This is a genomic window from Mycolicibacter acidiphilus, from assembly GCF_018455725.1.
GTDB classification, from domain to species: domain Bacteria; phylum Actinomycetota; class Actinomycetes; order Mycobacteriales; family Mycobacteriaceae; genus Mycobacterium; species Mycobacterium acidiphilum.
This window is the reverse complement of sequence record NZ_JAHCLR010000036.1, coordinates 1-18,902: the sequence shown is the minus strand read 5'-3', so window position 1 is coordinate 18,902 and position 18,902 is coordinate 1. Positions and strand designations below refer to the sequence as shown.

Annotated in this window: 19 protein-coding genes and 1 pseudogene; 16 read left to right on the top strand and 4 right to left on the bottom strand. The window is 62.1% G+C overall.

Features of this window, described 5'->3' with window-relative positions; all coding sequences use genetic code 11:
* Positions 1-26: 26 nt before the first annotated feature.
* Positions 27-341 (top strand): hypothetical protein, encoded by a 315-nt coding sequence (locus tag KIH27_RS16040; RefSeq protein WP_214093961.1) that lies wholly within the window; start codon positions 27-29, stop codon positions 339-341.
* 336 nt (positions 342-677) lie between these two features.
* Positions 678-1,475 carry an Eco29kI family restriction endonuclease gene (locus KIH27_RS16035; protein ID WP_214093960.1) on the top strand — a complete coding sequence of 266 codons (798 nt, stop codon included), beginning with the start codon at positions 678-680 and terminating at the stop codon, positions 1,473-1,475.
* Between the two features lie 248 nt (positions 1,476-1,723).
* Here KIH27_RS16035 and KIH27_RS16030 read toward each other — a convergent pair whose 3' ends face one another.
* Together KIH27_RS16030 and KIH27_RS16025 are read right to left on the bottom strand one after the other, a co-directional pair.
* Positions 1,724-2,332 (bottom strand): Eco29kI family restriction endonuclease, encoded by a 609-nt coding sequence (locus tag KIH27_RS16030; protein ID WP_214093959.1) that lies wholly within the window; start codon positions 2,330-2,332, stop codon positions 1,724-1,726.
* Positions 2,329-3,555, bottom strand: coding sequence for a DNA cytosine methyltransferase (locus KIH27_RS16025; RefSeq protein ID WP_214093958.1), 1,227 nt, complete (start codon positions 3,553-3,555; stop codon positions 2,329-2,331). The genes KIH27_RS16030 and KIH27_RS16025 overlap by 4 nt, the downstream gene beginning before the upstream one ends.
* Positions 3,556-3,684: 129 nt before the next feature.
* Between KIH27_RS16025 and KIH27_RS16020 the strand changes: the two genes are divergently transcribed.
* The gene (locus KIH27_RS16020) at positions 3,685-4,098 is read left to right on the top strand and encodes a very short patch repair endonuclease (RefSeq protein ID WP_307856902.1); all 414 of its coding nucleotides are present in this window, start codon (positions 3,685-3,687) and stop codon (positions 4,096-4,098) included.
* A 17-nt stretch (positions 4,099-4,115) separates the two neighbouring features.
* Here the strand turns inward: KIH27_RS16020 and KIH27_RS16015 are convergent, their stop codons facing one another.
* Together KIH27_RS16015 and KIH27_RS16010 are read right to left on the bottom strand one after the other, a co-directional pair.
* Positions 4,116-5,186, bottom strand: a complete 1,071-nt coding sequence (locus tag KIH27_RS16015) for a DUF3644 domain-containing protein (RefSeq protein WP_214093957.1) — start codon at positions 5,184-5,186, stop codon at positions 4,116-4,118.
* Between the two features lie 119 nt (positions 5,187-5,305).
* Positions 5,306-5,788, bottom strand: a complete 483-nt coding sequence (locus KIH27_RS16010; RefSeq protein WP_214093956.1) for a hypothetical protein — start codon at positions 5,786-5,788, stop codon at positions 5,306-5,308.
* A gap of 108 nt (positions 5,789-5,896) precedes the next feature.
* Between KIH27_RS16010 and KIH27_RS16005 the strand changes: the two genes are divergently transcribed.
* The 13 genes and pseudogenes from KIH27_RS16005 to KIH27_RS15945 form a co-directional block, all read left to right on the top strand.
* The gene (locus KIH27_RS16005; protein WP_214093955.1) at positions 5,897-6,094 is read left to right on the top strand and encodes a hypothetical protein; all 198 of its coding nucleotides are present in this window, start codon (positions 5,897-5,899) and stop codon (positions 6,092-6,094) included.
* Between the two features lie 596 nt (positions 6,095-6,690).
* Positions 6,691-6,990 (top strand): excisionase family DNA-binding protein, encoded by a 300-nt coding sequence (locus KIH27_RS23310; RefSeq protein ID WP_214093954.1) that lies wholly within the window; start codon positions 6,691-6,693, stop codon positions 6,988-6,990.
* A 68-nt stretch (positions 6,991-7,058) separates the two neighbouring features.
* Complete coding sequence (locus KIH27_RS15995) at positions 7,059-10,280, top strand: DNA primase family protein (RefSeq protein WP_214093953.1); 3,222 nt, start codon at positions 7,059-7,061, stop codon at positions 10,278-10,280.
* A 2-nt stretch (positions 10,281-10,282) separates the two neighbouring features.
* Positions 10,283-12,322 carry a DNA polymerase gene (locus KIH27_RS15990; protein ID WP_214093952.1) on the top strand — a complete coding sequence of 680 codons (2,040 nt, stop codon included), beginning with the start codon at positions 10,283-10,285 and terminating at the stop codon, positions 12,320-12,322.
* 1 nt (position 12,323) lies between these two features.
* On the top strand, positions 12,324-12,692 hold the full coding sequence (locus KIH27_RS15985; protein ID WP_214093951.1) for a hypothetical protein: 369 nt from the start codon (positions 12,324-12,326) through the stop codon (positions 12,690-12,692).
* Between the two features lie 586 nt (positions 12,693-13,278).
* On the top strand, positions 13,279-13,536 hold the full coding sequence (locus KIH27_RS15980; RefSeq protein ID WP_214093950.1) for a hypothetical protein: 258 nt from the start codon (positions 13,279-13,281) through the stop codon (positions 13,534-13,536).
* A gap of 63 nt (positions 13,537-13,599) precedes the next feature.
* On the top strand, positions 13,600-13,983 hold the full coding sequence (locus KIH27_RS15975) for a hypothetical protein (protein ID WP_214093949.1): 384 nt from the start codon (positions 13,600-13,602) through the stop codon (positions 13,981-13,983).
* Positions 13,980-14,237, top strand: coding sequence for a helix-turn-helix domain-containing protein (locus tag KIH27_RS15970; RefSeq protein ID WP_214093948.1), 258 nt, complete (start codon positions 13,980-13,982; stop codon positions 14,235-14,237). The genes KIH27_RS15975 and KIH27_RS15970 overlap by 4 nt, the downstream gene beginning before the upstream one ends.
* On the top strand, positions 14,230-15,174 hold the full coding sequence (locus KIH27_RS15965; protein ID WP_214093947.1) for a DUF2637 domain-containing protein: 945 nt from the start codon (positions 14,230-14,232) through the stop codon (positions 15,172-15,174). Before KIH27_RS15970 ends, KIH27_RS15965 begins: the two co-directional genes overlap by 8 nt.
* A gap of 349 nt (positions 15,175-15,523) precedes the next feature.
* Complete coding sequence (locus KIH27_RS15960; RefSeq protein ID WP_214093946.1) at positions 15,524-16,192, top strand: hypothetical protein; 669 nt, start codon at positions 15,524-15,526, stop codon at positions 16,190-16,192.
* Between the two features lie 280 nt (positions 16,193-16,472).
* A complete protein-coding gene (locus KIH27_RS15955; protein WP_214093945.1) occupies positions 16,473-17,204 on the top strand; it encodes a hypothetical protein in 732 nt (243 codons plus the stop codon).
* Positions 17,201-18,043 carry a P-loop NTPase family protein gene (locus KIH27_RS15950; RefSeq protein WP_214093944.1) on the top strand — a complete coding sequence of 281 codons (843 nt, stop codon included), beginning with the start codon at positions 17,201-17,203 and terminating at the stop codon, positions 18,041-18,043. The genes KIH27_RS15955 and KIH27_RS15950 overlap by 4 nt, the downstream gene beginning before the upstream one ends.
* 418 nt (positions 18,044-18,461) lie before the next feature.
* A pseudogene (locus KIH27_RS15945) lies at positions 18,462-18,902 on the top strand (hypothetical protein); the annotation flags it as partial.

The following is an 18,902-nucleotide window of genomic DNA, read 5'->3' as shown; positions in this document are numbered from 1 at the left end:
TCACACCGTCCACGGACAATGGACGCATGACGACGGACGGAAGGCTCATCGAGAACCCCATCCCGCAAGGCGGCGAAGTGGCACTGCCGCGCGGAACGGTGGTGCACTCCACGCATCCCTCCAGGTACGCGTACCTCACGACGCGTCGGCAGGTGGTCACTGTGCGCTACGCCGATCCTGGGTACTGGCTCGGTAACCGCGTGAAGCTTCCGCAGGTTGAGTGGGTCGGCGCGGACGGCTACCACCGCAACGCCCAGTTGACCCCGAACCTGTTGCGGGAGAACGGCGTCGAGATGGTTACACCGCTTGGTGACACCGACGAATGGAAGGTGGACTCGTGATTCCTGCTCCCCTTGTCGATCAGCTCATTGTCGCCCTCGCCCGCTGGGACGGGCGGGGTCCGACCCACGATGACGCTGAGCACGCGGGTAAGGAACTGGCGGCGGCGGTGTTCACGCTGCTGCGATGGGACTCCGAAAGCGGGGCGTCAGAGGGGTGAATAGCGGAGCTGAAAGCAGCGGGCTAGCGTGAGCTGCGCCGCCCTGGTCCGCTCTCCTGATCAGGGCGGCGCGCGGACGTGGGATCAGACGAATTTGTGAGACACACGTCGTGATGGACTGGGCACGGCGTGGTGTCCCCCATACGCTCAGACGGTGCCGCCAACACTAAAGCAACAGGTGGATGAGCTTCTCCAGAAGATCACCGATGTCATCGACGGTACCGAGACAATCAAGGGCAGGAGGGTGTCCACCGAGCAGCGGGAACAGTTGCTAACCACCGCGAGCAATCTCAAGCGCGCCCTGGATGCCACCGTGTACCCGAAGCCGTTACCGCCCGCCGTCTTCGACCCATCGGACACGCGGTTGTTCGGGCGCTTCGCCTCCATCGCCCTCGTCGCGCAGGATCGGATAGCCCTCGACGCTGTGGACCCTGTATATGGCTCGGGCGTCTACGCCCTTTACTACCTGGGTGACTACCCCGAATACGCACCCGTCGCGAACACCGAAACCCCGCTCTACGTCGGCAAGGCGCAACCGAAGGAAGGCGCGGTCCTGACCGTCGAACAGGGAACAGCCGTCACCGCGCGGCTGGGTGAACACAAACGGTCCATCACGAACGCTGTGAATCTCAACATCGCGGACTTCGAGTGCCGTTACCTGGTGATTGCGGCGGGGTGGGAAGCGCCCGCTGAACTCGAACTCATCCGATACTTCTGTCCCGTCTGGAACGAGGGCATCGGTCCCGTCCACGGGTTAGGCAAGCACGGAGACAGCGCGACAACGAGAGCGAACCGTCGATCCCCTTGGGACACCCTGCATCCTGGACGTGGTTGGGCAGCAAGCACGGCAAAGGACCAGTTGACCGTCTCCCAGATCAAGGCACAGGTCGGGCAGCACTTCCAAGCACATCCGTCCGTGAAGACGCGCCAGGACGTGATCGACGCCTACGTGAAGACGCTCGCAACGCCACCGTGATGCTAGAAGCCGATGACCCCCGACATGGGACACCGAACGGTTACGGCAACCTCGGCTGCCGCTGCGATAGGTGTCGCGCCGCGAACGCCGCTATCCGTCGCGCGTACATCGCTCGTGTCCGCGCCGAGGGACGGATGCTCGGGGAACACGGCTCGGAAGTCGCCTACGACAGTGGATGCCGCTGCATCGAGTGTCGAAGTAACCACAACGCGAGAGCCAAGGAGAGGGACACCGCTCGGAAGCGGTGATCACACCTGGTAGCGCTGTACCAGATACTCCGTAACGTCAGCGGCGATGTCGTCGGCAGACTCGGGGCGCTCAGGAAATAACGGTGCCCACGGACGACCAGGATGCAGGGTGTCCCAACGCGAACGCACTCCAGCACGGCGACCCGCTCCAGGATCGTGGTTCCCGAATCCGTCCACCATGACGTTCCATACGGGTGCGAACCGCGAAATGACCACGCTCTCACCGAGTGGAATCCAGATCGGCTCGACCACCAGCCAGCGACAGGTGAAATCCGCGATGTCGAGGTTCGTCGCTTGGGTGACGCTTCGGGCGTGCTCGCCCAGCCGACCAGACAGTGCCCGTGACTTGGTGCCGTGCTCGACCGCCACGCCCTTGCGCCCGCCCTTCGGGACCGCCTTCCCAACGTAGATGGGGACGGCGGTGTCGTAGACAGTGGCGGTCGTCAACAGCGAATACATCGGCAAGGTGCCGCCATAGTAAATGGCGTAGACACCCGCGCCGTAAAACTGCGGTACGCCCCCAAGTGGGGTCGGATCGGTGGTGAGTAGGGCATTGGCGGTGCTGACCGCGAGATTCTCCATGTCGAGCGGATTGAATGGTCCACTCACGCCGTCGCCCGCCGCGACGACTTGCGGGCGGTCTTGCGCTGGTCCGCCGTCTCCCGCACCGACGCGACCGCCAGGTGCTCGGCGACGGACGCCCCGACCTTCTGCGCCAGCAGCACGGGCACCGCGTTACCGAGCTGCCGCATCGCCTCGGTCCACGCGCCGTGCAACTCATAACGCTCGGGGAAGGTCTGCAACCGCGCAGCCTCTCGCACGGTGAAGTACCGCACCGACCCATCGGGGCGAAGCAGCATGTTCTCCCCACCAGGTACACCGTGATCGCCCGCTTTGAGCGCCTTGGCGGGCAGGTCAATTGGGCTTCCCGTGTGTCCAGGTGGGTAGGAGCGTGCACCCGGCTGTAACACATGATTGAGGTACTTGCGGCTGCCGTTGCGGGTCGGTTCAGGAAGCCCCAGCAATGCGTCGCGCACCGTGCGCCACGGACGGAGCGCATGTTCCAGTTCCGCCGAGGCTTGAGCCGCGCGCAACGTCGAAGGACGCGCCTCGGGGCGGTTCTTCTTGGCGACCTTGTGGCGGTCCCAGTAGTCACCCGTCACCCACTGGGAGTGCATCAGCGCCGCGCGGGAATGGCTCGGATCGGGGAACGACCACTCGGCGGGAACGTCACTACGGAACCCGATGAAGAACACCCGCCACCGCTGCTGAGGCACTCCGTAATCAGCGGCATTGACGAGGGTGGGCACAACCTTGTACGTCAGCTCACCCGTGCCAGCGGCGGTGTGCTCACGCTGGAGACGGTGCAAATGGTCGAGCCACAGCTCACCGTCACGGCTGCCGATTTCGGGGTGTTCGAGACGCAACTTGATGTACTCGAAGTAGTTGGAGAACGCGGCGCGGGTCAGTCCTCGAACGTTCTCAACTATGAAGGCTCGGGGTCGGAGCTGGCGGATCACCTCAGCGGTCGCGGGGAACATGTCGCGCGGGTCGTCAGCCATCCGTGATTTACCACCGATGCTGAACGGTTGGCATGGGGGTCCGCCGACCAGAACGTCTACCGCCCCCTCGACGGAGGACCAGTCCACATCCCGAACGTCGCCCTCGATGACCTCCCAATCGCGGACCAACGGGTAGTCGGTGGCTTTGTTCTCGCGGATGGTGTCACACGCCCAGCGGTCCCACTCGACCACTGTGGTCGCGTTCAGTCCAGCGATCTCACAACCAAGGGCAAGCCCGCCAGCGCCAGCGAACAACTCGACGGATCGCACGGCTCAGACCCTAGCGGTACCCACCCACAAATATCGTGAGGCGGGGCGGAGTCGTTCCAGGTTATTCCAGGTCACTCCAGGTCACTCCAGGTCGTCGCAGGTCGCTGCGGGTCGGCGTACCGTCACCGTGTGCCATCGGAGTCCTGGGCGTCGTCACCCGCCGTCCGCGAGGTCATGAAGGCGAACAAGGGGCGGGACACCGCGCCCGAGATGGCGCTGCGCCGTGCCCTGCACGCATCGGGTCTGCGGTATCGGGTGAACACCCGACCGCTTCCAGGGTCACGGATGACCGTGGATGTGACCTTCAGCCGTGCCCGCGTCGCCGTCGAAATGCGCGGTTGCTTCTGGCATGGATGCCCCGAGCACCACCGCCCGTCGCGGCGCAACGCTGAATTCTGGTCAACGAAAATCGCGGACAACATCAAACGCGACGAGGTGAAGCGGGCGGCGCTCGAAGCGAACGGGTGGGAACTCATCGTGGTGTGGGAGCACGACGACATTACCGAAGCGGTCGAGCGGATAGGTGAACGTGTCAGACGATAGGGAACTACGTCTGCGCGCTAGGAACCCTGCTTGAGTCTCGGCTCCAGTCCCGTCGCCTCACGGAAGCCCTTCTCAGTTGAGCACTTCTTGATCAGCCACTTCGCACATGCCTCGGTGTAGAGGTAGTCACCGTGGGCGGTGTCATAGACGCACCACTCGGATTTCGTGTTCTTTGGGTCCACGTCCCCTGCGGGCGGCCTGACCCCATGCTTCCTCCAGAAGCAGGACATCTCGTACGGTCTGAAACGGAACAGGATAGCGTCCTCGACGCGCTGCGCGATTTGCCCTGGCTTGAGTTTGTCGGCGTTGGCGACAGATTGTGTTTTGGTCTTGGTGATCACGAGACCGCCCTGGGCAGCGATCTCCTCCGCAGCTTTCTTCTGTTCGGGAGACAGGTTGTTGTAGTTGACGAATTGAAGCGACAGGTCGCCCTTGCGGTTTCCACTCTCCAACAGCACGGTAAGCCGCATACAGTACCGAGGGTCGCGTGAGACCCCTTCGTCAAGACCTGCGTCGTATTCGGCGAGGAACGTATGCAGGTCTTTCGGCAGGGTCTTGGTCAGCTTCAGCAGGTCACTCTTCCCCTGGTCGGTGAACCCGCCAATGAACACGGGGAAGTGCAGTCGGTGGGCGAGAGAATGCTTCTGCCCCGCGAAATCGGTGATGAACTCCTCGTAGTTCAAGAGCATCGAGTGGCACTCACCGTTGACGACAGTTCGCAGCGCCTCGTCGGTGCCCGTGTGGCGGTGTTCGATCTTGTTGCGCAGCGCAATGAAGAACTCCAGATTCGCGCGCACGGCGGAATTACTCTGCGGGTACTCCTGCTTGACGAACCACTCCAACGGCTGCGACATCCGCTCACCGTTGATCTGCTTGTAGCGGCGGGGACGCTCACTGAGCCGCACGTGGTAGTTCTTCCCCGCGCGCAGCCACTTCGCCTGGAATGCGTACAGCCAGGCGATGTGCATGTGGATGATGAAGCCTTCGAGCGCCCGATCCCGACTGGGGTCATTGAAGAGGCTCACTGCCAGAAGCGCCTCCTGCTGGGAAGCGCGTAGGAGCAGTTCCCAACGTTTCGGTCGCGCCATGGCCAAACGTTAGCCGTAGGCTCCGACCAACCGCATTGCCCCACGCCGCTCCTGTCATCGAGGCCGGAAGATCGCCTGGTAGCGCCCCTGATGGGGGGGCGAGAAGCTGCTGTGAGCCTTTAGCCCACCTCGTCGTGCTCCTGCTGATTGCTACGGTGGTGCAGGTCCGCCTCCTGGCGCTCCAAGAACTCCTCGTAGTCACGCTGCGCTTCCTCGTCCTCGTCAGCGCGTTCGCGAGCAAGCCACCTACGCCGCTGTCGCTCGCGGACTCGACGGTCATAGGCATCACGGTCGGTCGTCCACAGCTCGACCATCTCCAGGCACTCCGCGCAGGCGTCATCCTCACCGGTGTCGAACGACAACGGGAAAATCAGCCGCACGTTGCGACCGCACGCCGCCTCTTCGGGGAAGAACTCTAGGAACAGTTCCTCGTGCGCCTTCGTATATTTGCGCCGCTCTTTTCGCCGCCACGGGCTCTTCGTTGCATCGAGCAGCACGGCATGAATCGGTCCGAGGTCATCGGGTACGGCGGGATAACACCCGAATCGGTCCTCCGTGATCTCGTAGCGGGCGGCTGCGGCGCGGGAGTCGGGAACTTTCATTTCTCTACTGTGCACCGCGACACCGACAACGTTGGGGAGCTACGCACCAACATCTTGTCGGACCGACGTGGCACCCTGCCCGCGTAGACGGACCAACGGGAGGTAGCGATGTCGTGGTACCTGGAGCAGCTCTACTCCACCCAGTTCGAGCGAATGCTCAAGCGGTGGCGCGAGGACAACGCGGACGCTGAACCCGATGACGAGACGCTCAAGCGGCTGCGGACACAAGCGCGGATGATCGTGGACGACATTGACAGCTCTCAGCGCGCCGAGGTAATCGGCAGCCTGTACTCGGACGACGGTTAGCCTCGGCAGCCACCAGACTGGCAACTCTGGCAACTTCGCTGGCAACTTTCGAGGGTGCTCGCGAAAGCACCACCGCAGGTCATACCCTAGATCCTGCAATTCTGGCAGTTCTGGCAAGTGTTTATCGTGGTGGTAAGCAGTTTAAGTGTTATAGAGATATAAGGAATATCCCCTATGGGAGTTTCTGGGAGACCCCCGTTTTTTGCCTGTTTTACGTTTGCGCAGGTCAAGTGCCCCAAAAGTTGCCAGTCCGTATATAACGTACATATGCCATATGACATACATGCGCTATATAACATACAAACGCAATGAATCCGATGATCTGCCTCTGCATGGCGCGCCGCCCGAAGTCGCGGTAGGAATTGCCCTATGTGACCGATATCACAAACAATGTTCTCGGTCCACTTACGCCTTTGCTGTGTTGACTCCGTACAGGGATGATGTACACGAATATCTAGCTGGGGATTCATCGTCCCGTGCGCCCCAATAGCTCGTTAACCAGGTAGTTAGTAGTGTTCATATAGCGTTAGCGCATACGGTTATTTGACGCAAGCAGGGGTGCACAAGATTGCATTTCTGGGGTTACAGTATTAGCTATGCAGAGCGCGACCGTTCGAGAACTACCATTCTTGACTATCACTGAAGCCGCACGGCGGAACGGCGTTAGCCGCCCGACGGTAGTTCAGGCAATCGACGCTGGACGGCTTCCTGTTTACATCACTGTTTCGGAGCATGACGGAAACCCCGCACGGTTAGTACGCCCTGAGGACGTAGATCGCCTATGGGGAATTCGGAAGTACCCGATTAAGCCACTTGACGACGACGAACTAAAAGACGCCGTGAGCACCGCAATAGGTGTAAGTGAAGAGTCCGACACGCCTCTAGTGGACGCCTGACCAAAGAAAGGAAAAGAGCGGGTCTTCGCTGCGAAACGAAATAGACCCGCTCTTTAGGAGAAGCTGATATGAGCTTAACACGAATTGGTGACGGGGAAGAATTCGACCCGTACGCGGATGTCCCACCTCCCACCGTGCCCCCGTACGATGCCGCCGAGCCAGAAGACATCTACGGCGGAAGTGTGTCCGAGGTTGCCGACGACGCCGAGAGCCCCGAAGACCCCGACCTGACGGCCGAGCTGCCTGGCGTCGAGTTGACTCCCGCGCACCTGACGTATCTGCTGGACGGAGGCTTCACCGAGGACTACCTAGACCTACCGCACGTAGCCCCGCTCATCCGCTCATTCAACTCGTGGGAGCACATCCCCGAAGCCCGTCGCTTCGCCATCGACCACACCCACGAGCCCACGGGAATCTGGTTCGGGCACCGTGACCCGAAGACGGACAAAATCTCCTGGCAGCTCCGCCCCGACCACCCGACCGTCGGTGACGACGGGCGACCGAAGAAGTACACGTTTCGTAAAGGCTCAGGCTCCCCAGTCGGGTTGGTGTCCGCTCCGCTCGCCGTCCCGCCCGTCAACCACACCGTCCTCATCATCGAGGGAACCAAGCAAGCGCGAGCGGTCGCCGCCGCCCTGGCGCACGACCCGTCGTACGTCGTGGTGTGCATCCCCGGCTGCCAGAACGGGGTCACGAACGGGAGGTTGCAGGACGGGATATCTCACGTCGCTAAAGGCGCGAAGCAGGTCATCATCGTTCCCGACGCCGACGCTGCCACCAACACCTACGTCTACGACGCGATGGATCGCCTCGGCAAGGCGATCCGCGCACGGATGAACGGACGCCGCAATTGTGTGCGGTTCGCACAGCTCGTCGGGGCGAAGGGACTGACGGACGGCATTGACGATGTGCTGGCGGAACTACCCGCGCTGGAACGACCCGCATACCTGACCGAACTCATCGACAACGCTATCCCCGCGCCCGCCGACGTGCGCCCGAAGAAGCGCCCACGGGGCGAGGACGCCGACGAGCCCATGTACTTTCACCCGTTCGCGGGCGGGCTTCGCACCAAGGCGTGCGCCGAGGCGATTCTAGACGCCGCGAACTACGCAATCGACTCCGAAAGCGGTGTGTTGTACCGCTGGAGCGTCCTCACGGGGCTCTACGAGCCTGACCGCAACGCTGGGTCACAACGCGGGTCCGCGTTCGTCTCCGACAACCTCTGCGACCTGTTGGGCGACGACTACCGCTCCACGTTCATCTCGTCGGTCGAGGAAATGGTGCGAGCGCGGCTCATCGCGGACGGACGGATCATCCCCGAAGTGCCCGACACCAACGGGTCACTACCCGTCAACAACGGCCTGCTGGACATGGAAACTGGACGGCTGGTCCCGTACAGCCCAGAAGTGTTCGTGACCGCGAAGCTCAACGTGGACTTCGACCCCGACGCGGAATGCCTGGAATTCGACGCCTGGCTCCCAGAGGCAACGTCGCTGTCCGATGGAACCAATCAAGCTGCCATCGTCCTCGATGCCATGTCCGCACTGTTGGACACCGCATCAGGACGCCGCGCACCTGACATCGCCCCGTACTTATACGGGGCACCACGGGCGGGAAAAGGCACGCTCGGCAACGACATCATCGGCACGCTGATTCCACCTCAATTTCAGACCGCGATGTCACTGTCGGAGATGGCTGCCGACCGCCCCGTGCAGAACGCGAGCCTGTACCGCATGTTGGTCAACATCAGCGGCGAGACCCGCGATGAGTTCGTTGCCGACACTTCAGTGATGAAGCGTGTCCTTGGTGGCGATCTCATCACCGCTGAGCTGAAGTACGGAAAGTTGTGGCGGTTCCGCAACCGCGCGTTCTGCATCTTCATGGGCAACGACCTACCTCACGTTTCCGACACCACAGGCGGCTTCACCGCACGACTGGTACCGATCCGTTTCACGAAATCAAATGTGGGGCAGGAGGATCGTGGCATCGGTATGCGTCTTCGCGCGGAACTGCCAGGAATTCTGAATCGGCTCATCGAGGCGTGGAAGGCGCGGCAGTCTCGCGGCGGCACCTTCCTACCTCCCGCTGCCGAGGCGACCCGTGCTTTCGCCGAGGCGACCAACCCCGTTTCAGAGTTCATGTCTGAGCGTGTCGGTGTCGCCCCCGAGGCGGCGTGGTCGGGTACAGGAACCGTCACCACCGAATGGGGAACCACCAAGACCGACCTGTACGCCGAGTACACCGCTCACGCGCTGAGTGTCGGGCGTAAGCCGATGGCACGGAAACGGTTCTTGGACGCCATCACCCGCGCACCGTTCAACGTCCGTGAGGGGCGCACGTCCGATGGGCGGCGAGTCTTCGGGTGCAAACTGCTACCCGTCGAGGAATCCCACGTCATCGGCGGCACCAACGGCACCCTCACTATCCCGCCACCAACACCCCCCACGGGCGGTGGAACGCTGCCCTTCTCAGCGATGCTGAAAGCCGCCGCCCACAACGAATCTGCCGAGGCTGAAGCCGAAGGCGACGACGACGACAAGGACGACAACGGGGGCGGCTCACCCATCACCCCAGACCCAACCCCGACGGTGCCGCCAACAGCGACCTCCGAGTCAATCGTCAATCCGTTTGCCGTACTAGCACATACGACACCAGAAGCAGCGTCCGCAACGCCCACGGACGCAACGCCCACGGGCAGTAACGGTGGTAGCGGTCGCGATCACCCCGCCCTGGCGCGAATGAGCGTGGAGTTCTGGCGCATCGTGGACGAGCGCGGCGTGGTAGTCCCGAAGCCGACCCTCACGCTCGCTTCCGACAACCAGTTCGCGGAGTGGGGAGCACGTCAGCAGTACAGCGGTGCGGTACGACGACTCTCACCTGTCGTGACCCTCGCTGAGTTGGCGGCGTCTCTACACCTGCCCCCCGAGATGGCGCGTGCTTATTTGCGGGCGGCTAACCCGATCCTGAAGGACTGTGGGGTGACTCTGCTGGAGCGCCGTCTCACCACCGACGGAGACCTGACGAGCGTGGATAGTTACACGGGCACCTTTATCAAGAAGACCGACAAGAACGCGGTATCGGCGCAGGTTGGTCGCGCCAAGCGGGAGTTGACGCAACTCAAACGGGACAAGGGCGTTGAGCCCGCAGCGGTGCGAGCCGCCGAGCAGCGTTACGCCGCGTTGTCCGAGCACCTGTCTGAGATGAAGAAGGTGTCCGAGTACCTGCCTGTTGAGCGCCAGGCGTTCGTCATCGTCCGCAACCCCGAATTCGCAGCCACAAAGGAGAACTGACCATGCACGTCAAGGAAGACCGCAAGGCACCCGTCCGTTCGGTGCTCTACGTCAGGAAGGGGGAAGACCCGACGCCAGCCGTGGAGGCATTGGCGCGTTCGTTGAAGCCTGGCGAGTTCATCGCTTTCGATGTCGAGACGAACGCTCTATGGGCATCCGACCCGCGCGCCAGACTGACTAGCATTCAAGTGGGTAGCAAGTATGTCGCGGTTCTGCTGGACCCAACAGACACCGAACACGTCAACGCTGCCCGTAAGACGCTGAACGACATGCGGTTCCGCCTGACCGCGCACAACGCGGGATTCGATATCCTCTACCTGACCCGCGCGGGTGTATTCGACACCATCGCGGATGGTTGGGGACGGACCACCGACACCATCATCTTGGCGCGATTATTGTCCAGCGGTGAGCGTATCGGCGTAGGACTCAAGGAGCAGACCGCCACCTGGTGTGGGGAAGCCGCCGTGTCCAAGGACGCCAAGGAAGCGCTCCAAGCCGTACAGAAGCAGATGGGCACCAAGGGTGTTGGCTCGGGCAACTGGAGCGTATACAAGACCGTGACAGTGAACCCCGACGGGGCGCTCACGGGCGATCCCGAACAGGGGAACACGTGGGCGCTGATTCCGAGGGACAACAAGGCGTTTGTGGACTACTGCGCCGCCGACGTGTTCGACTCTGCGCTACTGGCTGAGACCTTGGACCCCATCGTTCGAGGGCTCTGGGCGGAGCGCGTGGAAGCCGAGCACCGTATCCATCGAATCGTGTGCGAGATGTCTTACCGTGGCGTCAAGTTCGACAACAACGCCGCTGTCGAGTGCTTCGCGGACGCCATCGCACGCCGCGACAAAGCGCAGGCGGACCTACTCGCACTTGGTGTGGATATGACGTACTCCCCGCCGAAGAAGTCGAAGAAGCTCGCCCAGGCTGAGCGGGAAACGGACGCCGAAGACACCGACGAGCAAGACTCACGCGAACGGTTGATTGCCGACGCCATCCGTGCCGAGGGCGTCAAGGTGCCGACTAAGACCACCAAGGACGGCAAGCGCGCCCCGACGTTGGACAAGTCGTCGCTGAAGAAGTACGCCGTTGAAGGCTCGAAGATCGCACCGCTGTACCGCGAATGGGGCAGGGCGGACAAGGAGATCGGCACGTACCTGACGCCATACCTCAAGTTGCGAGCTGACCGCATCCACGCCGACATCCAAGCGGGTGCGGCGCGGACGGGTCGTATGACCTGCTCACAACCGAACGCGCAGAACGTGCCCGCGTCGGTGAAGGCGTGTTACACCGCTGATACAGGCTTCGTGTTCCTGTCGGTGGACTTCTCATCCGTCGAAATGCGCGTTGCGGCGGGCATGACGGGCGACCCCGAGCTGGTGAAGATGTACACGGAGCCGCTACCAGCGAGCCCGACCGAGCGGCAAATTCGGGAGCGTGACCCATATTGGCAGATCGCCTGGCAGGTTTGGGGAGACACCGCCACCGAGAAAGACCGCAAGCTCGCCAAAATCGTCGTGCTGGCGAACATGTATGGCGGAGGCGCGGAGCAGATCGCATCTCAGGTGGACGTTTCGGTGCAACTCGCGCAGAGCGTACTCGACGGATACCGCAAGCGCTTTCCGAAACTCGGCAAGTGGTTCACCGATAACGTCAAGCCTGGAGTCGAAGCTGGCGAGCCGTTCTGGACGTTACCGAGTGGACGCTTCCAATCCACCGACCCGAGCCGCGCCTGGGCGGGACTGAACCTCATGATCCAGGGCTACGCACGAGACCTGCTGCTCGACGCCATCTTCCGTGTCGAGGACGCGGGCATGGGCGAGTTCATGCTGCTGCCCATCCACGACGAGATTCTTCTCCAGGTTCCCGAGGGGGAAGCCGACGCCTACGCCGAGCGGGTGGTGAAAGCGATGGAGACCGTCTACAACGGCGTGCCCATCACCGCCGAAGCCAAGGTGCTCGGCACCTCATGGATGGAGAAGACCGACGTGAAGAAGCCTGCGGGTACATCTGTGCCCGAGGAAATCAACAACAAGGAGAAGTGAGATGAACGATGTCTGCGAACCCTACGATGCAAAGAGCGCACGTGCCGACGCAAAGCGCCTACGTACGGTGTCCCCCGACCAGGACACTCTCAGTGCGATTCAGGACCGCTTGGCAGCGACCGAAGGCACCCGACGCCCTGACCTTGACCCCGAGTATCCCGACATGTCAGAAGCGTTGCGCTACCTGAACAAAGCTCTCCACACCAATGACACCAGCCTGCTGGAGCAAGTCGCGCAGGAGATGGACGCCGCTGCCGCCGATCTTGATGCGTGGTTCAGCAATGAGACCGCGCCGAAGCGCCGCGCAACGCGCAAACCCTCGAAGTCACGTCCTATCCGAGACGCTGACGAAATCTGGAAGCACGACTAGCGATGATCACAGTCCTCTCCCCGTGCCCCACCACACAACGACGTGTGGCATGGGGAGGGCTAGCTCTTGCCTATGACCCGAGTGTGTGTGCGGTATGTGCATTTCCGTCCGCGTCTCCTACTGCGATCATCCCGGCCGACCTGGCGGGCGGCATGTACAAACACGAAAGCAATGCTGCGCCACTGTGCCCTACATGCCACAAACGTTGGGCACACGCGGATGGAACGACCAAACTGCTCGCTGCCGCGCTGCTGGTTCGGGGTTACCCAGCTGTCCCGTTTCGCAACGGCGGGGAATGGATCGAGTACCCGTCTGCTATTTCTCTACGACTACGCGACGGGCTGACTTGCCGCGTCTGCGAGACCCCAAACCGCCGAACCCAAGGCGGGCACATCGTGAGTCGATACGAAGCCGAACGCTGGGGCTTGGAGCGGTCAACGTACGACGACAGCACCAACGTGATTGTGATGTGCGAAGGCTGCAACACGCGTATCGGCTGGCATTCCCCGCCGTTGCACCTGGGGCTGAGGTACCTGCTGAAGCCTTGGATCGAAACCAATCACAACGACACGAAGGAGCACGAACGATGACCACCCCAACCGAAGTTGCCTCCTACTTGGGCACCATGACCGAACTGCTGGAGGCGCAGGGAATGCCATTCCCTGACGCCGCCGTGCAAGCGATCAACGACGCTCGCGTTGATCCCGACGCCCCTGTCATCGACTCCGCCGCCGTACGTGCTTTCTGCACGATGGCGATGGCGGAGTGGCGAAAGCGCGGAGCCACGGGCGACACCTACCTGCGTCTGCTGGATCGCCTGGGAGCTTTCGTCATCGCCATCTAGCCGCCCGTCCCCGTACACCATCCCTGTACATGTAAGTCCTGTACGATGGTGTATAGTCGATGTATGAGCACGCCTAAACGAGCACGCCGCGCGCGTCCCCCACGTCTGCCCAAGCACGAATCGCCGAAATCACCGTTTCAACTCGGACCAGACCAGAACGAAGACCTCATGCACGGGCTCAATCCCGCACTGGCCGTCGAAGCCACCGTCGTCGCCGTTCACGCTGCGAACGGTGACGACACCCTGGAGAGCCTGACGTTGGCGATCTTGCGCGGATCGACCGAGAGCGTGGTCGCGGACTTGCTCGACGACCTTGGCTATGACGCTGAACACCGCGAGACCGTTCGCTTGCTCAAGACCTACGGCGACCTTCGCACGGCGGACTCCGCTGTCCATGACCGATCCGCTGCGTGGTTGTCGGCACTGACGCAAGGAGGCGTTCTGTGACTGACGAACTGACGGGCAAGCGCTTAGCCGAACTTCGGCGGCAAGCGGGGCTGAGCCAACAGAAACAGGCGGACGCGATGGGTGTACAGCCGTCGATGGTGAGCCGAATCGAGCGACAGAAAACCTGGATGTCGAGCACGCTAGAGCGCTACCTGTCGGCGTTAGGCGGCACCACCACATTGACGGTACGCGGCGGTACCGTGCGGATTAGATGGACCGCTGACGACGGGGACAAGGACAGGGACGATGGCTAAGAAGACGACCGCCGATGCGGCGCTGGAAGCGCATCTTGAGGAGATCGACGCCGACCGCGCCCATGCCCGTCGCTTCTTTTGGACATGGCTGGTAGCGGCGACGTTCCTGACATTGCTTGGTAACGCGGGGCACGCGCTGCTGCCCGCCGATCTGCCCAAGCAAGTCCGCCTGGCGGTGGCGTTGACGCCGCCGCTGATTGCGCTGATTGCGATTCACGGTGTGACGGTTCTTGCCCGTGTCGGCGCGGGTACGCGCTCAAGCGGTACGGCGAAATGGACGTTTCGCGCTGCCGTCGCGGCGACGTTGATCCTGGCAATTGACGCGGCTGTCATTTCGTTCAATGGCTTGAACGGGCTGGCGTTGGCGAGCGGTCTGAGTCCACGAATGGCGCTGCTGTTCCCGTTGGCAATCGACGCTGGTATCGCGCTGGCGACCTTGGCTATCTACCACCTACGTCCCGCATCCGCCGCTGACATCCGCGCTGCGCGGGAGAAGGCGCAAGCCGAGCGGGAGGCTGCCGAAGCCGCCAAGCGCGCCGATTGGGAACGCGCCGTCAAGACCCGTCCAACTTCCGCCGAGGTGGCGGACGCCAAGGCTGACACCGCCGCAATGCGCCGCCAGGCGAGTGCGCCAACCCCCGCGCCAACTCCTCCGCGCGCTGCTGAGTCGCGCGCCGAATTCGCGCCTGTGAGCGCCGTCGAGCCGAGTGCCGAACACCTGCGCCTGGCGCACGAGCTGGTCGAGCTGCGCGCCACGAGCGCCGAGCCGAGCGCCGTTGCGATGGCGCTCGCGCTGGAGGAACGCGCCACCAAACGCGCTGACATCACGCGCGCGACAGGAATCCAAAAAGATGCCTTGCGCCGCCTGATCGCGCGCGCCGACGAGGTGCGCGATGGCGCTGAGCCCGCACGTGAGTCCCTGCACGCGGTGATCTGACCTATCCACTGCTGCCGTTCACTAATCGCCGCTCTAGGCGTTCACGGACGTTCTCCTGATTCCCTATAGCTGTTACATACGCCTGTGCCTGGGAACGCAAGCAGGGCAGCTAATTGAGACCACTCTCTTCTTCTGAAACCTAGCTGTGAACTGCGCATTTAAGGCATTCGCTGTAAGTACACCAACCCTGTACGCGGTGTTACGACCTGCGTTACGGGTTTTCGCGATTTCGTTCAATAGCACGGTCACATAGCTGTACATAAGTCCGTTCACGGCTTCGTTAACTTTGTCTGGTAACATGCCTAATAAGAGCGCGTAACCGACGTTCACTAACGAGGAGAGTCAGGGCATGGACACATTCGTTTTGCCGACAGGGAACGGCACAAAAGACCGTGACCTGGCATTTCGTCTTGACCACGATCTTCCCTGGTTGGCTTTATCGCGGGTGATTACCACCGATGGCGCGCTGTACGCCTCTGGTTTCACCCCGCTCATGTACGCCCTTGGCGCACGAGCCCGCGCCGTCATCGTGGCGCATGTACCCAGCGCGGGATGGGTGAAATTGAGCAAAGACGCGATCACCTGGGGCGCGACGGCGCGGGATGTCCGCGCCAAAGACGCGCGGGTCTTGATCAAGCGCGCCGACATGCCGCTTGGATTCGATGACACCGATCTGACGGTGGTACTTGCCCATCCCGGCGCAGACACCGTTAGCGTTCTGGCTGGTTCTGAATCCCCAAAGCTGGGCATCGACGGCTCGGTGGCGAAATATGGAATGAGCGTTATTGACGCCTGGCGGGCGATGCCGAGTGGCGAGCGGGTTGGCTTGATCCAACGCGCGGATTTCACAAGCCGTGGGGCTGACTTGCTAGCTGCCCATGATCGCCGCCGACGCGACGAGCTGACAGCGGGCATCGAGACGCTGCGGATACCTGACATCGACCCCGATCTACTGGTGCAGGAGTTGGTGGATCAGATTGAAAAAGCGGACGCCCTTCTACCCGTTCTGAACGACTAACTCGCCATTTCTGGCTATCTGGGCTGCTTTCTGGTTGTGATCTACAACACACCTAATTAGCCATTTGGTACACGACGGTACCTATTCGCGCTGGTTAAACCACGTGCTAATACGTCATTAACACATATGCGCTGGTCAAAGTCGAAACGGAATCCAGAAAACTCCCCCGTTACCCGTTAAACTTCCTTATATGGCGCTATCGCTGGCGCGCTAGCGCCAGCGATATAGCTCTTATATAGGGGCTCGATTTCGGGCTTGGTCGGCAAACGAGGAGATAGAGATGGCTTACCCGCCATTACCGCCACTGGCACCGCTTGCGCGGTCAGGCGATGCTCCCATTTCCGCAGCGGGCGGGGTTGTTCTTTTCGGTGTCGAGGACTCTGGCAAGACCTCCGCCATTTTGGATTGGCTGTCCTGGCGTGCGAAGTACGAGTTGAGCCTCACGTACTCATTCATCGGAGGCGACGAGCCCATAGACGCCACCCGCGTCGCGCTCAACGCAGCCGTTCAAGAACTACGTAAGCGAGAGAGCACGGGCTGGACGCCGCCCTCGACGCTGATCATCGACGGCGCGGACGACCTGATCACCGATCCCGAGATCGCCACCGCCGTCAACACGCTGTTCGCCCGTGCAGGGGACGTGAACATGAACGTGACCCTGAGCGCCCGCGACCCGTATTCGATCCCCGTCGAGATCACTGAACTCGCCGCTATCCGCGTGTGCCTTCGCGCCGCCGACCGCGATTACGCACGGGCAGCCCTTGGTGCTAGCCCGAGCGACGCGCAGATCGACGGGCTGACCGATGCCGACTTCGGGACTTACGTCATCACGAACGGAACCGATGCCCACGAATGCATGACCTCCTCTATCTCCCTACCCGCTCTGGACGACCCCATAGGAGACCGCCGAGATGGCTGGACGCAGATGGAGTTCGACTTCGAGATCGAGACCTGGATCGACCGCGTACCCGAGGTCTGGACACCGACTACTCAAGGAGGAAGCAAGAAATGACCGCATCAAAGATCGACCTGACTAGTGCCGCCCTCGGTGCAGCCGTCGCGACCGCCGTCATCGGTGCCGCCGCCGCAGTCAAAGTGCTCAAGGGATGTGCGCGGAAGACGGCTACTCCCGTGCCGCACGTAATTGTGAACGAGCGCGAGACCTGGAGTCCGCCCGCCGAGGCAGGCCCAGCCTTGGAACTCCGCCCGAACTACAACCCGCTTCTTGACCCCAGCGTGTCCACTGTCCTCGTTGGTGGAACGTCAGGATTCGGTAAGACCTACGCCGTCCAGAACTGGCTCAAGGAGGTTCCCGCCGATCCACAGACCAAGGTCGTCGTCATCGACGGGAAGGCGGGGCACGACTGGGATGGCATCCAGGGTGTGAACCTCACCGCTGATGGCAATTTCGAGTCGGCGTTGCTGGTCGTCAAAGGCGTCCATTATGCGATGACTGAGCGCTTGGAGCTGGGAACGGCGAACCTCCCTCCCGCCATCTTGGTCATTGATGAGACGAGTGCCTTAACTCCATTCGTGGGACGGGCTAAAGACGCGCGTAGACACTTGACCGTTTTCTGGGACAGGATCGAAGACCTCGTACGGAGAGGGCGCGCAGCCAATATCAAGGTCATCTTGATGATTCAGAGCCCTGGCGAGCACTGGGTATCGCCTGGGCTTCGGGACAGCGCGAGCGTACAGGTCGCTTTCCACCTTTCGTCCAATTCGCAGATTGTGTCCGTACTGGGCGTCCCACCCGAGCACGTGTTTGAAGCCGTCCACAAAGCTGAAAAGGGCGAGTTCGTCGTGCATGACGGGATCGACTACTTCAAGAGCAAGGTCGAGGAGGGTTAACCATGACCGCCCCAATCGACCCGACCCGCGCCGCCGAGCACCTGGAGCAGCCACTACCCCACGTGCCGCCCGCGTCCCCGTCCCCGAAGACGAAGGGCAACAAGGTCGTCACCTACGCCGCTGTGGCGGGCGTCGTCCTAGTCGGCGGTCTGGTTTTCACGCACAAGAGCGACGACACCCCGAGCGCTCCTGTGTCCCCGACAGCAGCCACACGCACGTCCTTGCTCACCACCCCACCCAAGCCTGCCGACGCGGACTTCGATTGGTCACGTCAGGTCATTCACTCCAATCCCGCGCGTATTTCGCTGGCGACAGCCCAACTCGAAATGAGGCAGTGCGAGCGGGCAGGAGCTACCACCGTTGCCGCACGCCGCGCCTGCTTGTGGGCGACTGGCGACTGGCTGTTGGGGATGCCGTGATGAACGACTTGATAAAAAACGCACCCAAGGCGCTGGCGATCATCGGCGGAGTGTGCTTGGCAGGCGCGCTGTATGTCGGATCGACCACGCACGCAGGTGGCAGCGATCCGTTGGTTACGCCGCTGGCAACCGCTGGCATCGTCGCGCTGTTGGCTGCCTTGCTGGTGGGTCTGTTCGGTGACAGCGCAGCCGCCGCGATCAAGAACCGCGCTGCACGTCCCGCATCGGTGCCGACCGCACCCGCCGTCGAGGACTACGACGCCGCCGTTGCCACACGGCAGTTCCGTCACCAACCACCACCCGTGTACACCCGCCCCGTCGATCTGTCGGGTGTACAGCCCGAGCCGCAGCCTGAGCCTGAGCCGACCGCCGAGCCACGCCCCGAACGTGAAGCTCGGCGCGCTGACTACGAAGCCGAACGTGAAGCCCGCCGTGCCGAA